This is a genomic window from Furfurilactobacillus sp. W61-4 (genome assembly GCF_057545565.1).
Window position 1 is genome coordinate 196,105 of record NZ_BAAJNZ010000004.1, and the last position, 17,588, is coordinate 213,692.

The window sequence follows — 17,588 nt, forward strand, 5'->3', positions numbered from 1 at the left end:
AGCTTAATCTAGTGCGAAGACAAATACACTAACGCCAGCGCAATCCCAAAGAAAAGAATCCCAAGAACAACAGTAACGCGTTGCATAAATCCTTCAAAGCCGCGTGACTTTTGTTGAGCAAAAAGATCGTTGGCTCCGCCACCACCGGACAAAGCGCCCAGCGCATCGTCTGTTTTTGTTGGCTGCAACATGACTGCAATAACGATGACGATAGCGATAACAATCAGTGCAGTTAATAAGAAATTATACAAAGCGGTTTCCTCCCGTGCGGCTCATGCCAGATGTCCCAACTAATTTACCATAATTTAACGATAATTACTAGTACTCAGAGCGTGAGCCAGACCCGGGTGAGACCGAGCACCAACAGACAAGCACCATTGGGCGCATTTTGCCCGGGGGTGCTTGTTGGTTGGGCACAGGGCTCAGGTCCGGTGAGCGCGTTTAAGAAAGAGCGTGAGCCACCACAGGTAATCTGAGCACCAGCAAGGCGGCAACGATTACCTGTACTTAAATCACATCAGTCCTCAGTTCGAGCGCTGGTGGTTTCCGCCATCTCGGCAATTTTTTGACGAATATAAGCTCGATTATTATGTTGTGTTTCAATGATCAGGGTATCTCCTGCGCGAAGGATCGTATCACCGTGTGGAATGATCGCCCGTTCGCCACGAGTAACCCCAATCAAAAGTGCATTAGTTGGCCAGCGAAATTCACGGACTTGATGCCCAGAAAGTGGTGAGCCAGCAAAAACTGGCACTTCAATACGATCAGGATATCCGGCGGCTTGTTCCACACGCCACGTTTGTAATGGTAAAACCATTCGATTCAATAACGACTCATAAATCGGTGCACCGCCTAAGACATCCACCGTTAAATAGGCAACTAAACAGACGACTGCCAACGGCATTAAGTGTTTCAGCGAACCAACCATTTCAGTGATTAGTAGAATCGCCGTAAATGGTGCTTTCCCAATACCGGCAAAATAGCCGGCCATTGCAAAAATAACCAAGTTAACAACGTAGACGCTAGGTAACCAGCCAACCATCACCATGAAACGCCCATACACACCACCAATTACTGCACCAATCGTTAAAATCGGCAGAAAGATCCCACCGGGTAAGCCTGACCCATACGCAATCATCGACCAGACGAAGCGGACGACCAACAACAATAATAAGCCGGTAAGTCCGGGCTGGTCACTCGCTAGTTTCAAAATCACGCTGTTGCCGCCACCTAAAGCATCTAACCACCACCAACCAATTGGAATCGTCGCGATTAGGGCCACAATGCCATCTAAATGGCGTGGCAATTTAAGTTTTGCATACCATTGTGGCAATCTAAGTAATACGGCTTGATAAACTCGGCCCAACAGTCCCAAGACCAAGCCTAAGCCTATTAGTTGGCCATAGTAGGTCAGTGGTAATGATGTCGAATAAGGAATATGTAACACCGGCGTTTGCCCAAAAAATGCCAGCGAAACAAAATTGGCCACGACAGCACTCGTCAGCGACGTCAACCACACTAGCGGCGAAAAATTATGATAAACCTCTTCTAAAACAAACAACGTACTGGCAATTGGGGCATTAAACGCCGCTGACAGACCCGCCGCTGCACCACTCGCAATGGCGACCCGGCGCTTGGTTCCCTGCTGATGGCTTAACTGCGCATATCCTTGTCCGACTGATGCTCCTAACTGAATCGAAGGCCCCTCGCGACCGAGCATTAATCCAGACCCAATTGCGATGACCCCGCCAAGCCATTTTTTCCACAAGGTTGGCCACCAAGGCTCGTCAAACTCTCCAGCTAATTGTCCTTCAACCTGAGGAATCCCAGAGCCACTAATTTGCGGGCTTGTTTTGACCAATTGACCGACGAACCAGCCGATTGCAATCATGCCAGGGATCCACACGAATAGCCACCAAGGATTAGTATGTAGTGATCCATAAACGCCCTTAACGATGAGCAATAATTGCTCGATCGTTAGCCTGAACAAGCTAACGATTATCCCGGCAAGGATGCCGACCCCAATACCAGTGATAACAGTGCCAACACGGGTAAAGTCTACATTAAGCCACCGCTGATCCTTTTTAATCAATCTCATCACTCCTGTTTTATATTATAAAAAGGTCCGCTGATATTCGTTGACAAAATATTCGATAATAAGCCGAACTGGTTGATCATTCAGCAACGTGGCCTTGTCTGGCAATAATAGTTGATGTTTTTTAAGACGATAGTAATCCGTTAACACTGCGGTTAAATCAATGCTGTGGCGCATTAAAAAATCGTGATCAATCAATCCGCGAATCATCAATTGATCTTGTAATAATAAGATTTCCCAATCATAGCGTTGAAATAATCCGCGGCCAACCCCTGCTTCAAAGTAATCAATCGCTTGTAGCTGTTGCTGATTCAACGCATCTTGTAAATTACTATAGTCTGCGTCATTGCTAATTCGTAAATCTTGTAAAAAAAGATCTGAAATCGTTCGCGCCAGTGTTAATGATTGATCAAAAAGTTTTTGCCACTCTTTGAGAAAACTGCGATCGTCACCACTTAGTTGCGGCCGTGGTAATGCCTCGACGTAATCCAAATAATCGCGAACAATCGCGTGAAAGACCGCCCCTTTAGAATCAAAATACTTATATGCCGTCCGTCGAGAAACACCCATAATCTTAATTAAATCATTCATCGTCAACCGTTGAAACCCACTTCGAGTCACAACCGCCATCACGCGATTCAATAATTCTTGCCGTTTGGCAGCCTCATGTTCCGCAGTCATTTTTATCCTCCCCCCAGAATACAACGAAACCTAGTATACGATACCAAAGTAGACGTTTTTGCGCGCTATTGTTTAACTTTATATTTTCTTTGAGAGCTTTATTTTTTCATAACTACTTGGCCAAAGCTCAATTTTGTCCATCCGCGAAATCAACATGATGCCAAAACACAAAAAAGCGTGACCTCCAATTGGAAGTCACGCCCAATCCTGAATGTAAATTACTTGTTTAAAATCGTGTTACGGGCTTGTTCACTTAAGTTGTAGAAAGAGTGAACCCCTTTGTATTCTGCGGTCGTACCTAATTGATCTTCAATCCGCATCAACTGATTGTACTTAGCGATCCGTTCAGTCCGACTCATGGAACCTGTCTTAATTTGACCGGCGTTAGTTGCCACAACCAAGTCAGCGATCGTTGTATCTTCAGTTTCACCAGAACGGTGAGATACAATTGCTGTGTAGCCAGCTTCCTTAGCCATTTCAATCGCTGCAACTGTTTCAGTCAAAGTCCCAATTTGGTTAAGTTTGATCAAAATTGAGTTCGCAACCCCCATCTTAATCCCCTTAGCCAAGTAATCCGTGTTCGTCACGAATAAATCATCACCAACAAGTTGAACTTTCTTGCCTAACTTAGCAGTTAAGGCTGCCCAGTCGTCCCATTCATTTTCATCTAATGGATCTTCGATGGATACGATTGGGTACTTGTCAACAATCCCTTCTAGTAAATCAGTAAATTCATCAGCGGTGTAACTCTTGCCATCACCGACCAAGTCATACTTCTTTGTTTCTGCATTGTAGAACTCAGAAGCTGCACAGTCAAAAGCAATCGCAATATCCTTACCAGGCACGTAGCCGGCCTTGGTGATTGCTTCCACCAAAATTTCAAATGGTTCTTCGTTATTCTTCAAGTCTGGCGCAAAACCACCTTCATCGCCGACCGCCGTCGAATAACCACGGTCGTTTAGGATGCCCTTTAAGGTATGGAATGTCTCTGAACCATAACGAATGGCTTCCTTAACCGTTGGTGCACCAACAGGCATAATCATAAATTCTTGGAAGTCAACTTTGTTATTGGCGTGCTTCCCACCGTTGATAACGTTCATCATTGGGGTTGGCAACAAGTGCGCATTGAAGCCACCGAGGTAGTTGTAAAGCGGTACTTCTAATTCGTCGGCAGCAGCCCGCGCAGCAGCCAAGGAAACACCTAAAATTGCGTTGGCGCCTAATTTACCTTTGTTTGGTGTACCGTCCAACTTGATCATTGCTTGGTCAATCGCGATTTGGTCTGTTACATCATAACCAACGATTTCCTTTGCGATAATATTGTTAACATTGTCAACAGCCTTCGTTACGCCCTTACCTTGGAACCGGCTCTTGTCACCGTCACGCAACTCAACGGCTTCGTGTTCACCAGTTGAGGCACCTGAAGGAACAATTCCACGGCCCATTGCGCCACTTTCCGTGTACAATTCAACTTCAACAGTTGGGTTACCGCGTGAATCTAAAACTTCACGTGCATAAATATCTGTAATAATAGACATCTTATTCTCTCCTTATATAGGCAAATGTAGTCGTAACGACTCCAACACCATTATATGTGTTGATCGCTTCACTATCAAGAAACAACGGTATTATTTTCCGGGATCGTTGCTGATTAATTCAAGAAATGATTGAGCCTCTAAACTAGCATTGCCGACCAAGACACCGTCCACGTCTGCTTTCTGCATAATTTCGTTAATGTTAGCCGGTTTGACGGAGCCACCATACAACACCCGGACTTCATCAGCAATCGCATCGTCATACACGTCAGCCACCGTTTGCCGGATTAAATAACAACCTTCTTCAATCTGATCCGGCGTTGCCGGGGTTCCTACACCAATCGCCCAACTTGGCTCGTAAGCGATGATTGCGGTCCTAGCGTTTTCCTCACTAACACCCTTTAAAGCCTCAATAACTTGTGCCACCACCCAGTGCACTGTGTCATTATTCTCACGTTGGCCCATCGTCTCGTCGCAACAGATGATTGGGCGCATGTGATTACGGAACACCGCTTGCACCTTCAAATTTACCATTTCATCTGTTTCTCGAAAAATCTTACGCCGCTCTGAATGGCCCAAAATAACAAAATCAACACCGGCCTGGCTCAATGCCATGGGACTCGTTTCGCCAGTAAACGCACCGCTATCCTCGAAGTAACAATTTTCAGCACCAATCTCTAACGGCATATCAGCAGTGTGCGCCACCATGCGTTCTAAAAACAACGCTGGCGCACAAATCGCCGTCTCAATCGTACGACTATCGGGTAGGTTCCCCCGGACACCATCCATAAATTCGGCGACTGTCGCTGCTGTTTTATTCATTTTCCAATTCCCAACGATCATTGGAATTCGCATGTGCATCCTCCTATAAAATCATGGTCATCTAGCAAATAAACAATTAACCAGCCTAACTGACAGTATTCTATCTGTCCTCCATTGATTTACAGTTTCCGCGAGATGACGGACGGCCAGTTTTCGCGCGCCGCCTTGCTTGGCACGCGCCATAATCACTGTCAAAAACATTGTAGTGAACTTACTGATTCAACGCAACTACCAACGAGCCCATAAAAAAACGCGCTAGTCATTAGACCAACACGCTTCACTGAAACTATTTATCACTAATTGCTGCAATGCCAGGTAATGTCTTACCTTCAAGGTACTCCAAGGAAGCACCACCACCAGTGGAAATATGGGTAAGCTTGTCCGCAACTCCAAGCTGTTGAACAGCAGCGGTTGAGTCCCCACCACCAACAATTGTTGTCGCATCTAAATCACCGAGGAATTTACCAATTGCCAACGTGCCTTTCGCAAAGTTAGGCATTTCGAACACACCCATCGGGCCGTTCCAAACCACCGTCTTAGCATCACGTAATGTGTTTTCAAACAATTCAATTGATTTAGGACCGATATCTAACCCCATGTAGCCATCAGGAATGGCGCCATCAACGATTTCAGATGGTGAATCATTCTTGAACTCTTTGGCAATCACGGTGTCAATCGGCAAGACTAACTTGTCGCCAGCCTTTTCAATAATTGCCTTGGCGGTGTCAATCTTGTCAGCCTCTAACAATGAATTACCGACCGTTAAACCTTGTGCGGCAAAGAATGTGTAAGCCATCCCACCACCGACAATCACTTTATCGGCCTTACTTAGCAAGTTATCGATAACCCCAATCTTGTCAGAAACTTTTGCGCCACCCAGAATCGCAACAAATGGGTGAACCGGATTGTCGACAGCCTCACCTAAGAACTTGATTTCTTTTTCCATCAAGAAGCCAGCGGCCACTGGTTTACCAGCCGCTTTCATTGCCGTTGCAATACCTACATTAGAGGCATGAGACCGATGGGCCGTTCCAAAAGCATCATTGATAAACACATCACCTAATGAAGCCCAGTATTGGCCTAATTCAGGATCATTACCAGATTCTTTTTTGCCATCTAAATCTTCAAAACGGGTGTTTTCAAATAACAAAACTTCGCCGTCTTTCAAGTTATTGACGGCTGTTTCCAGCTGTGGACCACGCGTTGCTGGGACAAATGTAACTGGTTTGCCCAACAGATTGCTCAGTCGTTCTGCTACCGGGCGCATGGAGAGTTCCTGCTTGTCAGCTTCAGTCTTAATCCGGCCCAAATGGCTGAATAAGATTGCTCGACCGCCATGATCAATCACATAATTAATCGTTGGTAATGCGGCGACAATCCGATTATCATTGCCAATCACACCATCTTTAATGGGCACATTGAAGTCGACCCGCATCAGTACTTTTTTACCACTCAGTTCTACATCTGATACTGTTAATTTTGCCAAAGTTTTTTCCTCCCAACGAGTTGAGTGTACATCAGTAGTTTAACGATTTTACATCGCAAAAGCCACCTGTAAGTCCATTTTCAGAAAATTCATTACCTCATTTGTGAATAAAATTACTATTCAATTAACAAAAAAGCGCGCGGGAAAATTCCCGCCCGCCTTTTTTAGAGTTTATCCAAACTCGTCACGTTTAAATTAAGCTTCTAATGTCGCAAACTTTAATAGTGTCCGGATCATGTTGCAAGTGAAGCCCCATTCGTTATCATACCAAGCAACCGTCTTAACCAATTGCGTGTCACCAGCAGTGGTTACTTCGGTTTGAGTTGGGTCGAAAACAGAACCATGTGAATCGTCAATAATGTCGCTTGAAACGATTTCATCATCATTGTAACCAAAGGCTTCGTTACCTTCAGTGTGCTTCTTGATGGCTGCGTTAACTTCATCAGCTGTTACCTTCTTGTCCAGAACAGTAACTAATTCCGTCAGAGAACCATCAACAACGGCAACCCGTTGTGCGTGACCTTGTAACTTACCATTCAATTCTGGGATAACCAAGCCAATCGCCTTGGCAGCACCAGTTGAATGTGGAATCGTGTTAACGGAAGCTGTCCGGTTACTACGTGGCTTTGAACCACGAGGGCCATCAAGAATAGATTGGGTTGAAGTAAAGGCATGAACCGTTGTCATTGTCCCAACTTTAACGCCAAATTCTTGGTTCATGAAGTAAGCCAATGGTGCAAGACAGTTAGTCGTGCATGAACCTGCCGAAACGATCTTGTCATCATTGCTCAAAACATCCAAGTTAACACCAGGCACAACCGTAGTGATGTTACCAGCAGGTGCAGAGATCAAGACACGCTTTGCGCCGGCATCCAAGTGCGCTTGTGATTTGTCAGCCGATGTGTAAAAGCCAGTACATTCAAGTACGTAGTCAACACCGTCGTTTGCAACCCAAGGAATGTTCTTTGCATCGCGTTCTGCGTATACAGGAATTTCCTTGCCATCAACGACAATGCCCTTGTCCGTTGAGCTAACTTCACCATTGAACTTGCCGTGCGTGGAGTCGTACTTAAGTAAGTAAGCCAACATTGATGGCGTAGTCAAATCATTGATCGCAACCACTTCAATGTCACTAGTGTTCAATTCATGGATCCGCTTCAAAGCCAAACGGCCGATTCGGCCAAATCCGTTGATACCAATTTTAACAGTCATTGGTGAACTTCCTCCCTTAAGGAAAATATATAATTAACAACAGGAAGAATTATATGCCAATCAACTAAATCCTGCAAATCATTAAACTGAACTTCACAAACTCAAAAGTCAGCTTTCAAGCAATTTTCATAAATAAAAGCAGTTCTTGGTTTCTAAGATTGGCTTAGGCATAGTGGTGGGCTACTTTTGCCGCAACAGCAGCGGCTAATGCACCGACAATATCATCAACAAAGGTGTTCACTTCGCCACCCTTTTCTTCGTCCAATTGTTGGATTACCCCTTCTTTAACCTTGTCCACGTATCCATAGTTAGTCACGCCAATCGTCCCATAAATATTAGCGATGTTTAAGGCCAAACCTTCATCCACGCCAAAAACACCAGCATCATTCCTGACAATACTTTGTAAAGGTTCTCTTAGCAGTCCTGCCGTGGCGAAACGGTCAAGTTCTAAGGCAACCATCACATTATTCATCACTTCTCGTTTGTGTAAGACGTCAACGGTTTCAGTTTCAAACTCTGCCAGAGGTACTTGCGGCAGATAAGGTTGTTGTAGTTTTTTAGCGATCGCCGCGATTTCATGATAAGTAATTCCTTTTTCGGCTAATTGCTCCGTTACTAATTGATAAGCTTCTTTATCTGGATATTTAAACGTTGGTTGATTCATGGTCGGACCCTCCTTCGTAATTGACTACTTACAGACTACGCTATTTATGTCAAAAATGCTGATTTGACCCCATCAAAATCGATCAATAATGGCGCTTTTAATCCGTCTCCCACAATAAAAAGCGATCAATCGGGCACGCAAAAAATGTGTGCCCCGACTGATCGCCAACTCAATTTTAATGGGCCTCATTCGTTATCCTACCGAAGCTCGTTTAGAATAAGGTGCTTTCCCGCGATACTAGCCGGGTCCCTAAAACAACTTTTTTGGCAACTTGCCGATTTTCTTTAATCGCTTCCACGGCTAAATCAACAGCCGCCATCCCCATATGGTTCATGGCCACATGAATCGCGGTCAAGCCTGGAATGGCGTAACTGGCAATTGAGGTGTCGTCAAACGTCACCAGTTGAACCCGATCTGGCACGTCAATATTAACCTCCAACAAGGCCTTTAAAGCACCGATCGCCATTGCGTCGTTACTAACCATAAATGCATCTGGGAGCTCGTCACCCAACTGACGAATCAGCCGTGCCATTTGGTTATACCCAGATTGACGCGAATAATCCCCTTCGGCGGTCAACTTAGGATCATATTGTGACCCTAGCTTTCGACGAAATGGCGCGACTCGAGGATCTTCAATGACTAACTGGTGATCAGCAGTTACCTCACGTCCAGAAAGTTGTCCAATTAGCTTAGCGCCATGTTGTTGCAACAGTGAAACGGCATGCTCGATCGCATACTCAAAATCCGTCACAACACAATCGTATCCCAGTGCTAGCGTATCAAAGTCGACAAATATCAAATGTTGACTGACGTCGGCCAATGTCCGAATCTGTGCGGGCGAATACTTCCCCAATGCGATGGTCACATCGGGATGATTATCAAAGCCGGACACTTCACCGCCATAGACGGTCGTTACCTGAAAACCTGCCTGCCGAGCCGCCCGTTCTACGCTAATTCGAATGGACATATAGTAAAGATCTTCCATCTCTTGGGTTTGTGAATACCAATCGACAATGGTGAGTTGTTTGGTTGGATGACCACCATCTTCGCGACCGCGCTTGGTATAGTTAAGTGCTTCTGCCGCTTCAAAAATCCGTTGCCGCGTGGTATCACTAACCGCCATCGTGGCATCATAATTAAGCACCCGTGACACCGTGGCCAGCGAAACATTCGCGCGTTCTGCGATATCTTTTAAAGTGGCCATCTTACTGTTCCATCAGTTGGTCAATAAAGCGTTGCTGCGCAGCACGACCGGTTTCATCCCATTTAAAGACGCCAGCATCTTCAAGTACCCGACCAAACACCTGACCAACGGCCTGGTTGAGCGTTTCCGTCACATTAGTCGTCGTAAAAGTAGTCGTCTGCTTGAGCTTTTCGGCCCACGCTCGGTGATACTCGGCCATGTCATTAGGCTCATCTAATAAAAAGCGTTCCACCTCTTGCATTTCTGTCTTCAAACGAGCCGGTAAAATGGCCCTTCCCATCACTTCAATTAATCCAATATTCTCTTTTTTGATATGTTGTACATCTTGATGCGGATGGAAGATTCCGTCAGGATAAGTCGCTGATGTTTGATTATCTCGTAACACTAAATCCAAAATATAATTATCCCCGTGACGGTAGGCAATCGGGGTCACCGTATGATGGCGAACTTCACCGTCATACGCTTTAATTGACACCATCGGATCATCATAAGTTTGCCATTTCACCCGGATTTGTTCGGCAGCATCTGCTAATGCCTGTGGATCATTACCAATCAACCGAATCGTTGACATAGCCCACTTCACAACACCGGCTTTCACCGACGGAAAATCAGGTAACGTAAACGCCGTCGCAATTGGCGCTTTCATCATCGGAAAGGTATGACGGCCGCCCTGATAGTGTTCATGGCTTAACATCGAACCACCGACAATCGGCAAATCGGCATTACTCCCCACGAAATATTGTGGAAATTGGGTAATGATCTCAAATAAATTTGTAAACGTCTGTCGGTCAATATGCATCGGGGTGTGGGTTTGATCCAAAAAGATCGCGTGTTCGCCAAAATACGCATAAGGCGAGTACTGAAAGCCCCAAGGACGGCCACCAATTGTCATCCGCACCACTCGGTGATTACTTCGCGCCGGATACCCAAGGCGCCCAAGATACCCTTCATTTTCTAAACATAATTGACACAAAGGATAGCCGTCAGCCTTTGTTGTGGCGGCCGCTGCAATCGCCTTGGGATCTTTTTCAGGTTTCGACAAGTTAATTGTGATTTCAAGGTCGCCAAATGTCGTCTCAGTATTAAAAACAATATTTTTGGCAATTGCACTGGTTTTAATATAATTGTTGGCCTGACTCAATTGATAAAAATATTTTGTCGCGGCTTCCGGTCCATTTTGATAGGCCTGCCAAAAACGCTCGTTAACCTGGCTGGGTTTCGGTGTGATAAGATCCATCAATTGCCCATCTAGTAATTCCCGGGCGGTCTGCGAATCTTCAATTTTCTGATGATCAACTGCCGTTTGCACCAAAGCGGCACTGATGGCTTCCACCCCAGTGCCGCTCTGATCGACATGCAGTTGATCTCCAATCAGACTGTACACACGATTCCGTAAGTACACCCGATCAAGCGGTTCAATGGCCCCGGTTGCGACTGCCATTGAAACCAAGTTCTCTACTGCATCTTCTGCCATTTGATTGTTCTCCTAAATCGTTATTCGATTACTTCGTGAGCGCCATCAGCAATTTCCGCAATGTAAAAGTCTGCGGCATAGCCAAACTTCTCTTGATAGGTTTTGCCAACAACTTCTTGGACATGTGCTGCCTGATCACGATTAACGATCGCAATCGCACAACCACCAAAACCACCGCCGATAATTCGAGCACCCAAGACACCTGCTTGATCCCATGCCGTGTCAACCAGCGTATCCAGCTCTGGAACGCTGACTTCATAATCATACTGAAGTGAAATATGGGAGGCACTAATTAAATGACCAAATTTAGTGAGATCATGGTCATCCAGTGCTTGTTTAGCATCGATTGTCCGTTGATTTTCAAATACGGCATGGCGGGCGCGACGAATTAACGTGTCATCATTGATTAGATATGTCGCTAAATCAAATGCGGATTTCGACAATGCTCCTAGACTAGCCACATCGACCTGTGTTTGAATCCGGCGTAAGGCCTCTTCACATTGAGCGCGGCGTTCATTATATTTTGAGCTTGCTAGATCATGTGGCTTGTTGCTGTTCATAATCAAGACGACATTATCGCCTAATTCGACTGGATAGTATTCATACTTCATCGTATTGGTATCTAAGAACATCGCTTGATCTTTTTTACCCATACCGATAGCAAATTGATCCATGATTCCAGAATTCAAACCAATATAATCATTTTCCACTTGCTGTCCAGCATAAACTAAATCTAGTTGGGTAACATCTAATTCAAAGAACTTCTTCAACATAACACCGGCCAGTAGTTCCAGTGAGGCAGACGATGACATCCCGGCTCCATCAGGCAAGTTGCCATGCACGTACATATCGAAGCCATGCGTAAAGCTGGCACCTTTCTTGCCCAGCTCATACATCATCCCTTTTACATAATTGCCCCAACCAAAGGCCTTATCAAAGGACAAGTCAGCACTGACGTCAAATGTAAGCACACCAGCATCGGCTAAGTTAGCTGAGTAAAGGCGCACCGTGTTGTCGGTTCTTGGCGTCGCGGCTCCGTAAGTACCTAAACTGATTGCTGCGGGAAATACATGACCGCCATTATAGTCCGTATGCTCACCAATTAAATTAATTCGACCTGGTGAGAAAAACACGGCAGTTGGTTCAACACCAAATTGCGTTTGATATTCTTGTTTAATACTTGCAGTATCCATTGCTTTAGCCACCTCAAATTAATTAATGTTATCGATATCTTCTTTGCTAGCGCCTAATTTTCTTTCTAGTTCCTTAACGACCTCCGCGTGCTTAGCTTCGGTTAACGTAACTTTAGCAAAGTACACGATGGCAGCTAGAACCATTAAGACCATTGGTGCGTAGAAAATGTACGTCTTGAAATTCAATAATTGACTAGCAGAAATCTCACTTGGCTTCGTATTTCCAATCATTCCGGCATGAATCGCGGCTAAACCAACAATTCCGTTAGCAAAGGCACCGGCCAATTTGTCAAGTAATGGTCGAACAGCTAATGTCACTGATTCGTTCCGACTACCTAAACGTAATTGCCCATACTCCACGCTATCCGTAATTGTCATCAAGGCGGCCAAGAAAATCATTGGGTACGGGAAGAAGATCAAGGAAATAGCCAATAAAACAGCGAATAAGTTAGTACCAGCAAAGTTAAAGACCACATACCCAACCAACATCAGACAAATACCACCAACATAAATTGCCTTACGTTTGATCAAGTTTTCTAAGAATGGGAATAAGACAACCGAGATAATCCCTAAAATTGCTGTTACGGCACCCACTAGACTGAATTCACCTGGTTTACCCATCACGTACTTAAAGTAGTACAAGAATAAGGAGCTGGTAATCACATAACCAAAAGCAAACATGAAGTAGGAGAGCGCCAACCACATCAATTGGTCGTTCTTAAATAGCACCTTGAAAATACCAACGATCCCAACTTTTTCAGTATTTTCACGAATAATATTATCTTCTTCTTTAGTCCCAAGAGCCGTTGATAAAGCACCCAAGAACGAAACAGCCCCAATTAAAATCGCGAAGCCAAGCCAACCAACTTGTGTTTGTTGACCCTTAGCACCGCCGAACCAGCCAGAGACCAGTGTGATCGTTGGCATAATGATTAACGCAACCCCTTGGGCGCCCAAGGTGGAACCAAACCGAGCAATCGTCCCAAAACGCGCGCGTTTGTCAGAATCAACCGTTAATGCGGGGAGCATGGACCAAAAAGCAATATCTTTGAATGAGTAGAAGATATCCAAAATAACAAAGGCAATCCCAAATAAGATCAAATATAAGGTTGGTTTGTTAACACTCATACCGCCAAAGCTAGTAAAGATCAAGATCAGCATGATTGAACTGATTGTTGCCCCAACCATCAACCAAGGCTTAAATTTCCCCCACTTACTACGGGTATTATCCACAGCTCCACCAATCAGCGGATCAAAAATAATTTCGACAATTCGGATAACCATCATCATGACGGTGACAATGCTGATCATCTTGGCATCAGCAGCATGGTTACCAGAATCAAATAACTGACTCGTTACGAAAATAACGAAATAAGTGCTTAATGTTGCATAAAATGCATCATGTCCAAACGCCCCAAACGCGTAAGACATATACTGCTTAACCTGATTCATAAGTGCAATCTCCTTAGCTAGCGGTCCATCAAATGATTGCCGCGTGACTTGAATTAATGTTGCTCGGCGCTAATTTAGTGATAACGTCGTTCAATAACCTTCTCTAAAATCTCATTCCGCTGTTGCGCTTTTGCCATGTCAAATGAGGTTTCTTCCAAATCATTGAAATCCTGAACCAACAAAACCGTTTCTAGGTATAAGGTCAGCTGGCGCTTGATGTATAACTTGTTTTCTTCACCATCGCGCTGTGCATTACCACCTAAGACTGCCATCGCAAATTTTTCCGGATTAATTTGGATCTTCTGATCCTTTTTCGCCATTTTTGTTGCCTCCTCGTGAACTTAGTGTAAGCGCTTCCGGAATCTACTATACGAAGTTTTACTAAAATTATCAAATAAAACTTCCTGTTAAAAAATCGTGCAACCGGTTGTATCATGGCATTCAAGGCGATATCTACCGATAAATGTTTTTACTAAAAATCATAAAAACAACCACTAGGAACAAAAATGGTCACTAAGTTTTAGAATTGGCCTACATAGCTCAAAAAGCCTGGTGACATAAATATATGCAAGACGGCTATCGCCTCAATAACGTGTGCCAAACTCTTGCCAATTCCGTCCGACATAAATAGCACCGCTTCCCAAAAAGTTTGGGGAAACAGTGCTATTTTCGTTGGTACTCATTGGCAAAGCGGAGTTATGTCACAGTTCCCCTTGCTTTTGCCACTATTCGATTAATGTCACAACATTAATTAGCCGATTTCAACTGCCGGTATTGGTAACTAATTTCATACGTCTGCTCGGCTTTGGCAGGCAAGACAATATCGCCAAAACCGTCATGATGAATCGCATCAGGTAACCACTGCGCCTCCATCGCTAATGCCGTAAACGGATGACTTGCCTGGTAGGCTTCATCTTGATCGTAACCAAGTGGATCTGCAGTAAAGATGACCAGACCATCGCGGTTCGAAAATACATCCAATGCTCGTCCACTAACAGGATCGCTGACCGTGGCGATTGGCTGCTTTTGATCACCATTAACCCGATAGGCATCATCGAATTCACGGCCGCCATTTTCTGTCGCTAATTTTGCCAATTGATCTGTGATCGTTGCCGTCTTAGTGAAGTCATAAGCGGTATCAGTGACTTCTACCAAAGCACCAGTTGGCACTTTATCACTGCCTAAACGGACGCGCTGATGGCCATTAATCCACAGCTGTTGCGTACTTAACGCAGCCTGATCGGTCACATTGAAGTAAGTGTGGAGCGTCGGGTTAAACAACGTCGCCGCTGTACTATTACCAGTAATTGACCAAGTAACCCGATCCTCATTGGTTAACGTATAAGTAACTTTAACCTGCATATCGCCGGGAAAATGATCGACGTCCCCGTCGACGGCCAACGACAATGTCACCGAAATCTGATCATCCTTGGTTTGATGACCAGCAATGTCCCAAACCCGGTCAGAAAAGCCATGATATCCGCCGTGAAGCGTATTTTGATTTTCATTTTGATCACTGTGATAGGTTGTTCCATCAATCTCGTAGGCTGCGCCACCAATACGACCGGCGACACGCCCCACCGTCTTGCAAACGTAAAATGGCGTCGCTTCATAGTCACTCAATTGGTCGTACCCAACCAACAAATTCGCCTGTCCACCGTGACCAGTAGGGACATCGAAGCCCTGCCATGTGGCACCTAAAGTTAAAACCCGAATTGAAACACCATGATCATTAGTTAACGTCAGTTGATCAACCGTTTCACCATTCTTCAATGTGCCCATTGTCTTCTGTTCAAAATTCATTTGTCTTCGGCCTCCACTTTTTTAGTAAAGTTTACCAAAATCAGTATAAAGGTTTATGAAAACGTTTACAACATTCTGCCTGCATCCCGACCAAATTGTTAAGCAAACCTTGGTTAACATGCTAGACTTTGAGCGAGCCAGCCGAGTTGATGCTGAACATCAACCTAGCGCAAGACTTTACCGGCGGAAGTAGCTTCCGAACTTTGCGAAAGCGTAAAGCCCACCTTTCGATGTCGTCTAGTTGGTAACCAAAAGGCCACGAAATCAACAAAGATAAAAATAACATAAAAACAGGCTAAACCCCTACACAACAGGAATTTAGCCAGGTAAACAACATATAAACAAAGGTGTTAATAATGCGCCTGGAGGGAATCGAACCCCCATTTCAAGAACCGGAATCTTACGTGCGATCCATTACACTACAGGCGCAAATCCATCTAACTCAAAGAGTACCTTACTATATTAGCGAACTACTTTTGAAAACACAACCCGTTATAACGACTTTTCTCAAGAAAAATTGGTCATTTAGAAGCACATAATTATCATTCACATTTATTTCTTGTTATGGTGAATCACATAGTAAGGAGGACAAACCTATGATTACAATCTTTCATAACGAACTAGGTCATCATCGCGTTCACTTTCCCAAAGGGAAGTACATTACATTTAACTTAGTCCATCCCAGTCCGACCTCCGCTTACCGGATTGAAATTTTAGACACAAATCTGATCGGTCTAAGGAAGCTTCAAGTGCGCTTTAGCCATTTGGGCCAAATTTTACAAATGCGCGAACCACAACTCAGCTTTCAGCTGATCTAGTTCTAATCAAGCCTGGTTTCTCAGCCCCTCAATCGCCCCCCAGTTGAGGGGTTTTTATGTGCACCAAATGAGACTATCAATTTATTTGACCACAAGATATAGATTTTTTAAATTTATTTTTACAATATCTTGTGTTCAACTCATAATTGGTTCAGTTCATGTCAGGACATCGTTTATCGCCTCATTTAGTCAATAAAATGCTATATACAATAAGCAGTTTAATCGCATTTTTATTTTATAATCAGGGATGCTAAGATACTTCTCGTGCGTTTTTGATTTCATGATTTTTTTCATGTCATCACCACAATATAAAGCAAGGGGAGATCTTTCTATGCATCAAGTGACAAATTATTTCAAGTTTCTCGCACATCAATTAACAGGCTGGCACACTGCTTCATATTGGCTATTCGGTTTTTCGCTAGGGGCTCAAATCATGACCCTCGTTTCTAACCCATTTAGTTGGGTTAGCTTAGTTACTTTTATCGGAACAACGCTTGGTGTGCTATGCATCTTAGCAATCAATCAGGCCAAAAGTGTCAATGGCCTGTTGGGTATCTTGTCCGCTCTATGTTTTGTCTACGTTGGCTTTGCCGCCAAGAATTATTTGTCAATTGGTGAACAACTGGTGTACATGCTCACTTTAGATCTACCCGTCTTAATGAGTCCGTCTTGGAATCAAAATATGGTCAGTAAGATTCGCTCATTTACTTGGCAAACAACCTTCATTGCTATCCTGGCAACCTTGCTAACATACGGTTTGTCTGGCTTTCTCATCGGTACCTTTACTAATGACCCGCGGCCCTGGATTGACGCGATCTCTTTTAGCATTTCAGCTTGTGCGGGTGTCATTTGCTTTTTACGCTTTAAGCAGCAATACCTGTGGTGGGTAGCCTCAGGACTGGCACAAATGGTTCTGTGGGCCGTTTCATTCCGCCAAGGTGACGCTACATTAGCAATGTTTGTCAACAGCTCGGTTTATCTGATCAATGACTTTCTGGCCTTTACGATTTCCCCATGGTACAACAAGAAAAATCAAGCGGCTCAAGCCAAGCTCGAAACAGCTTACTTTGCCGAGCACAATGCCGTGCATAATAATTAACTTAATAGGACTCACTCATCAATCTTGATCAATAAAAAATGATCCCATCA

The 17,588-nt window shown here is 44.4% G+C and carries 16 protein-coding genes and 1 tRNA gene; 2 read left to right on the plus strand and 15 right to left on the minus strand.

Annotation, left to right across the window (positions count from 1 at the left end; all coding sequences use genetic code 11):
• Positions 1-8 precede the first annotated feature (8 nt).
• The 15 genes from secG to AC27FN_RS06735 all read right to left on the minus strand — a co-directional run bounded on the left by secG (position 9) and on the right by AC27FN_RS06735 (position 16,050).
• Entirely contained in the window at positions 9-251 is a 243-nt protein-coding gene (gene secG / locus AC27FN_RS06665) for a preprotein translocase subunit SecG (RefSeq protein ID WP_407883856.1), read from the minus strand.
• A 266-nt stretch (positions 252-517) separates the two neighbouring features.
• The gene (locus AC27FN_RS06670; RefSeq protein WP_487167232.1) at positions 518-2,092 is read right to left on the minus strand and encodes a ClC family H(+)/Cl(-) exchange transporter; all 1,575 of its coding nucleotides are present in this window, start codon (positions 2,090-2,092) and stop codon (positions 518-520) included.
• Positions 2,093-2,113: 21 nt separating this feature from the next.
• Positions 2,114-2,776, minus strand: coding sequence for a TetR/AcrR family transcriptional regulator (locus AC27FN_RS06675; RefSeq protein WP_487167233.1), 663 nt, complete (start codon positions 2,774-2,776; stop codon positions 2,114-2,116).
• 218 nt (positions 2,777-2,994) lie between these two features.
• Positions 2,995-4,314 (minus strand): phosphopyruvate hydratase, encoded by a 1,320-nt coding sequence (gene eno, locus AC27FN_RS06680; RefSeq protein WP_487167234.1) that lies wholly within the window; start codon positions 4,312-4,314, stop codon positions 2,995-2,997.
• Positions 4,315-4,404: 90 nt separating this feature from the next.
• A complete protein-coding gene (tpiA, locus tag AC27FN_RS06685) occupies positions 4,405-5,166 on the minus strand; it encodes a triose-phosphate isomerase (RefSeq protein ID WP_487167235.1) in 762 nt (253 codons plus the stop codon).
• A gap of 253 nt (positions 5,167-5,419) precedes the next feature.
• Entirely contained in the window at positions 5,420-6,619 is a 1,200-nt protein-coding gene (locus AC27FN_RS06690) for a phosphoglycerate kinase (protein WP_407883866.1), read from the minus strand.
• Positions 6,620-6,814: 195 nt separating this feature from the next.
• Positions 6,815-7,831, minus strand: a complete 1,017-nt coding sequence (gene gap / locus AC27FN_RS06695) for a type I glyceraldehyde-3-phosphate dehydrogenase (RefSeq protein ID WP_487167236.1) — start codon at positions 7,829-7,831, stop codon at positions 6,815-6,817.
• A 163-nt stretch (positions 7,832-7,994) separates the two neighbouring features.
• Positions 7,995-8,495, minus strand: coding sequence for a phosphatidylglycerophosphatase A family protein (locus AC27FN_RS06700; RefSeq protein WP_487167237.1), 501 nt, complete (start codon positions 8,493-8,495; stop codon positions 7,995-7,997).
• Between the two features lie 211 nt (positions 8,496-8,706).
• Positions 8,707-9,699: a LacI family DNA-binding transcriptional regulator gene (locus AC27FN_RS06705; RefSeq protein WP_487167238.1), complete on the minus strand. Its 993-nt coding sequence runs from the start codon at positions 9,697-9,699 to the stop codon at positions 8,707-8,709.
• Position 9,700: 1 nt separating this feature from the next.
• A complete protein-coding gene (locus AC27FN_RS06710; protein WP_487167239.1) occupies positions 9,701-11,173 on the minus strand; it encodes a UDP-glucose--hexose-1-phosphate uridylyltransferase in 1,473 nt (490 codons plus the stop codon).
• Positions 11,174-11,193: 20 nt separating this feature from the next.
• Positions 11,194-12,366, minus strand: coding sequence for a galactokinase (locus tag AC27FN_RS06715; protein WP_487167240.1), 1,173 nt, complete (start codon positions 12,364-12,366; stop codon positions 11,194-11,196).
• An 18-nt stretch (positions 12,367-12,384) separates the two neighbouring features.
• Positions 12,385-13,818, minus strand: a complete 1,434-nt coding sequence (locus tag AC27FN_RS06720; protein WP_487167241.1) for a glycoside-pentoside-hexuronide (GPH):cation symporter — start codon at positions 13,816-13,818, stop codon at positions 12,385-12,387.
• A gap of 74 nt (positions 13,819-13,892) precedes the next feature.
• Positions 13,893-14,138 (minus strand): hypothetical protein, encoded by a 246-nt coding sequence (locus AC27FN_RS06725; RefSeq protein WP_487167242.1) that lies wholly within the window; start codon positions 14,136-14,138, stop codon positions 13,893-13,895.
• Between the two features lie 427 nt (positions 14,139-14,565).
• Complete coding sequence (locus AC27FN_RS06730; RefSeq protein ID WP_487167243.1) at positions 14,566-15,621, minus strand: aldose epimerase family protein; 1,056 nt, start codon at positions 15,619-15,621, stop codon at positions 14,566-14,568.
• A 357-nt stretch (positions 15,622-15,978) separates the two neighbouring features.
• Positions 15,979-16,050 (minus strand) — tRNA-Arg (locus AC27FN_RS06735).
• 167 nt (positions 16,051-16,217) lie between these two features.
• Here AC27FN_RS06735 and AC27FN_RS06740 point away from each other — a divergent pair.
• Together AC27FN_RS06740 and pnuC are read left to right on the plus strand one after the other, a co-directional pair.
• The gene (locus tag AC27FN_RS06740) at positions 16,218-16,439 is read left to right on the plus strand and encodes a hypothetical protein (protein ID WP_487167244.1); all 222 of its coding nucleotides are present in this window, start codon (positions 16,218-16,220) and stop codon (positions 16,437-16,439) included.
• A 340-nt stretch (positions 16,440-16,779) separates the two neighbouring features.
• Complete coding sequence (pnuC, locus tag AC27FN_RS06745) at positions 16,780-17,538, plus strand: nicotinamide riboside transporter PnuC (RefSeq protein WP_487167308.1); 759 nt, start codon at positions 16,780-16,782, stop codon at positions 17,536-17,538.
• Positions 17,539-17,588: the final 50 nt, after the last annotated feature.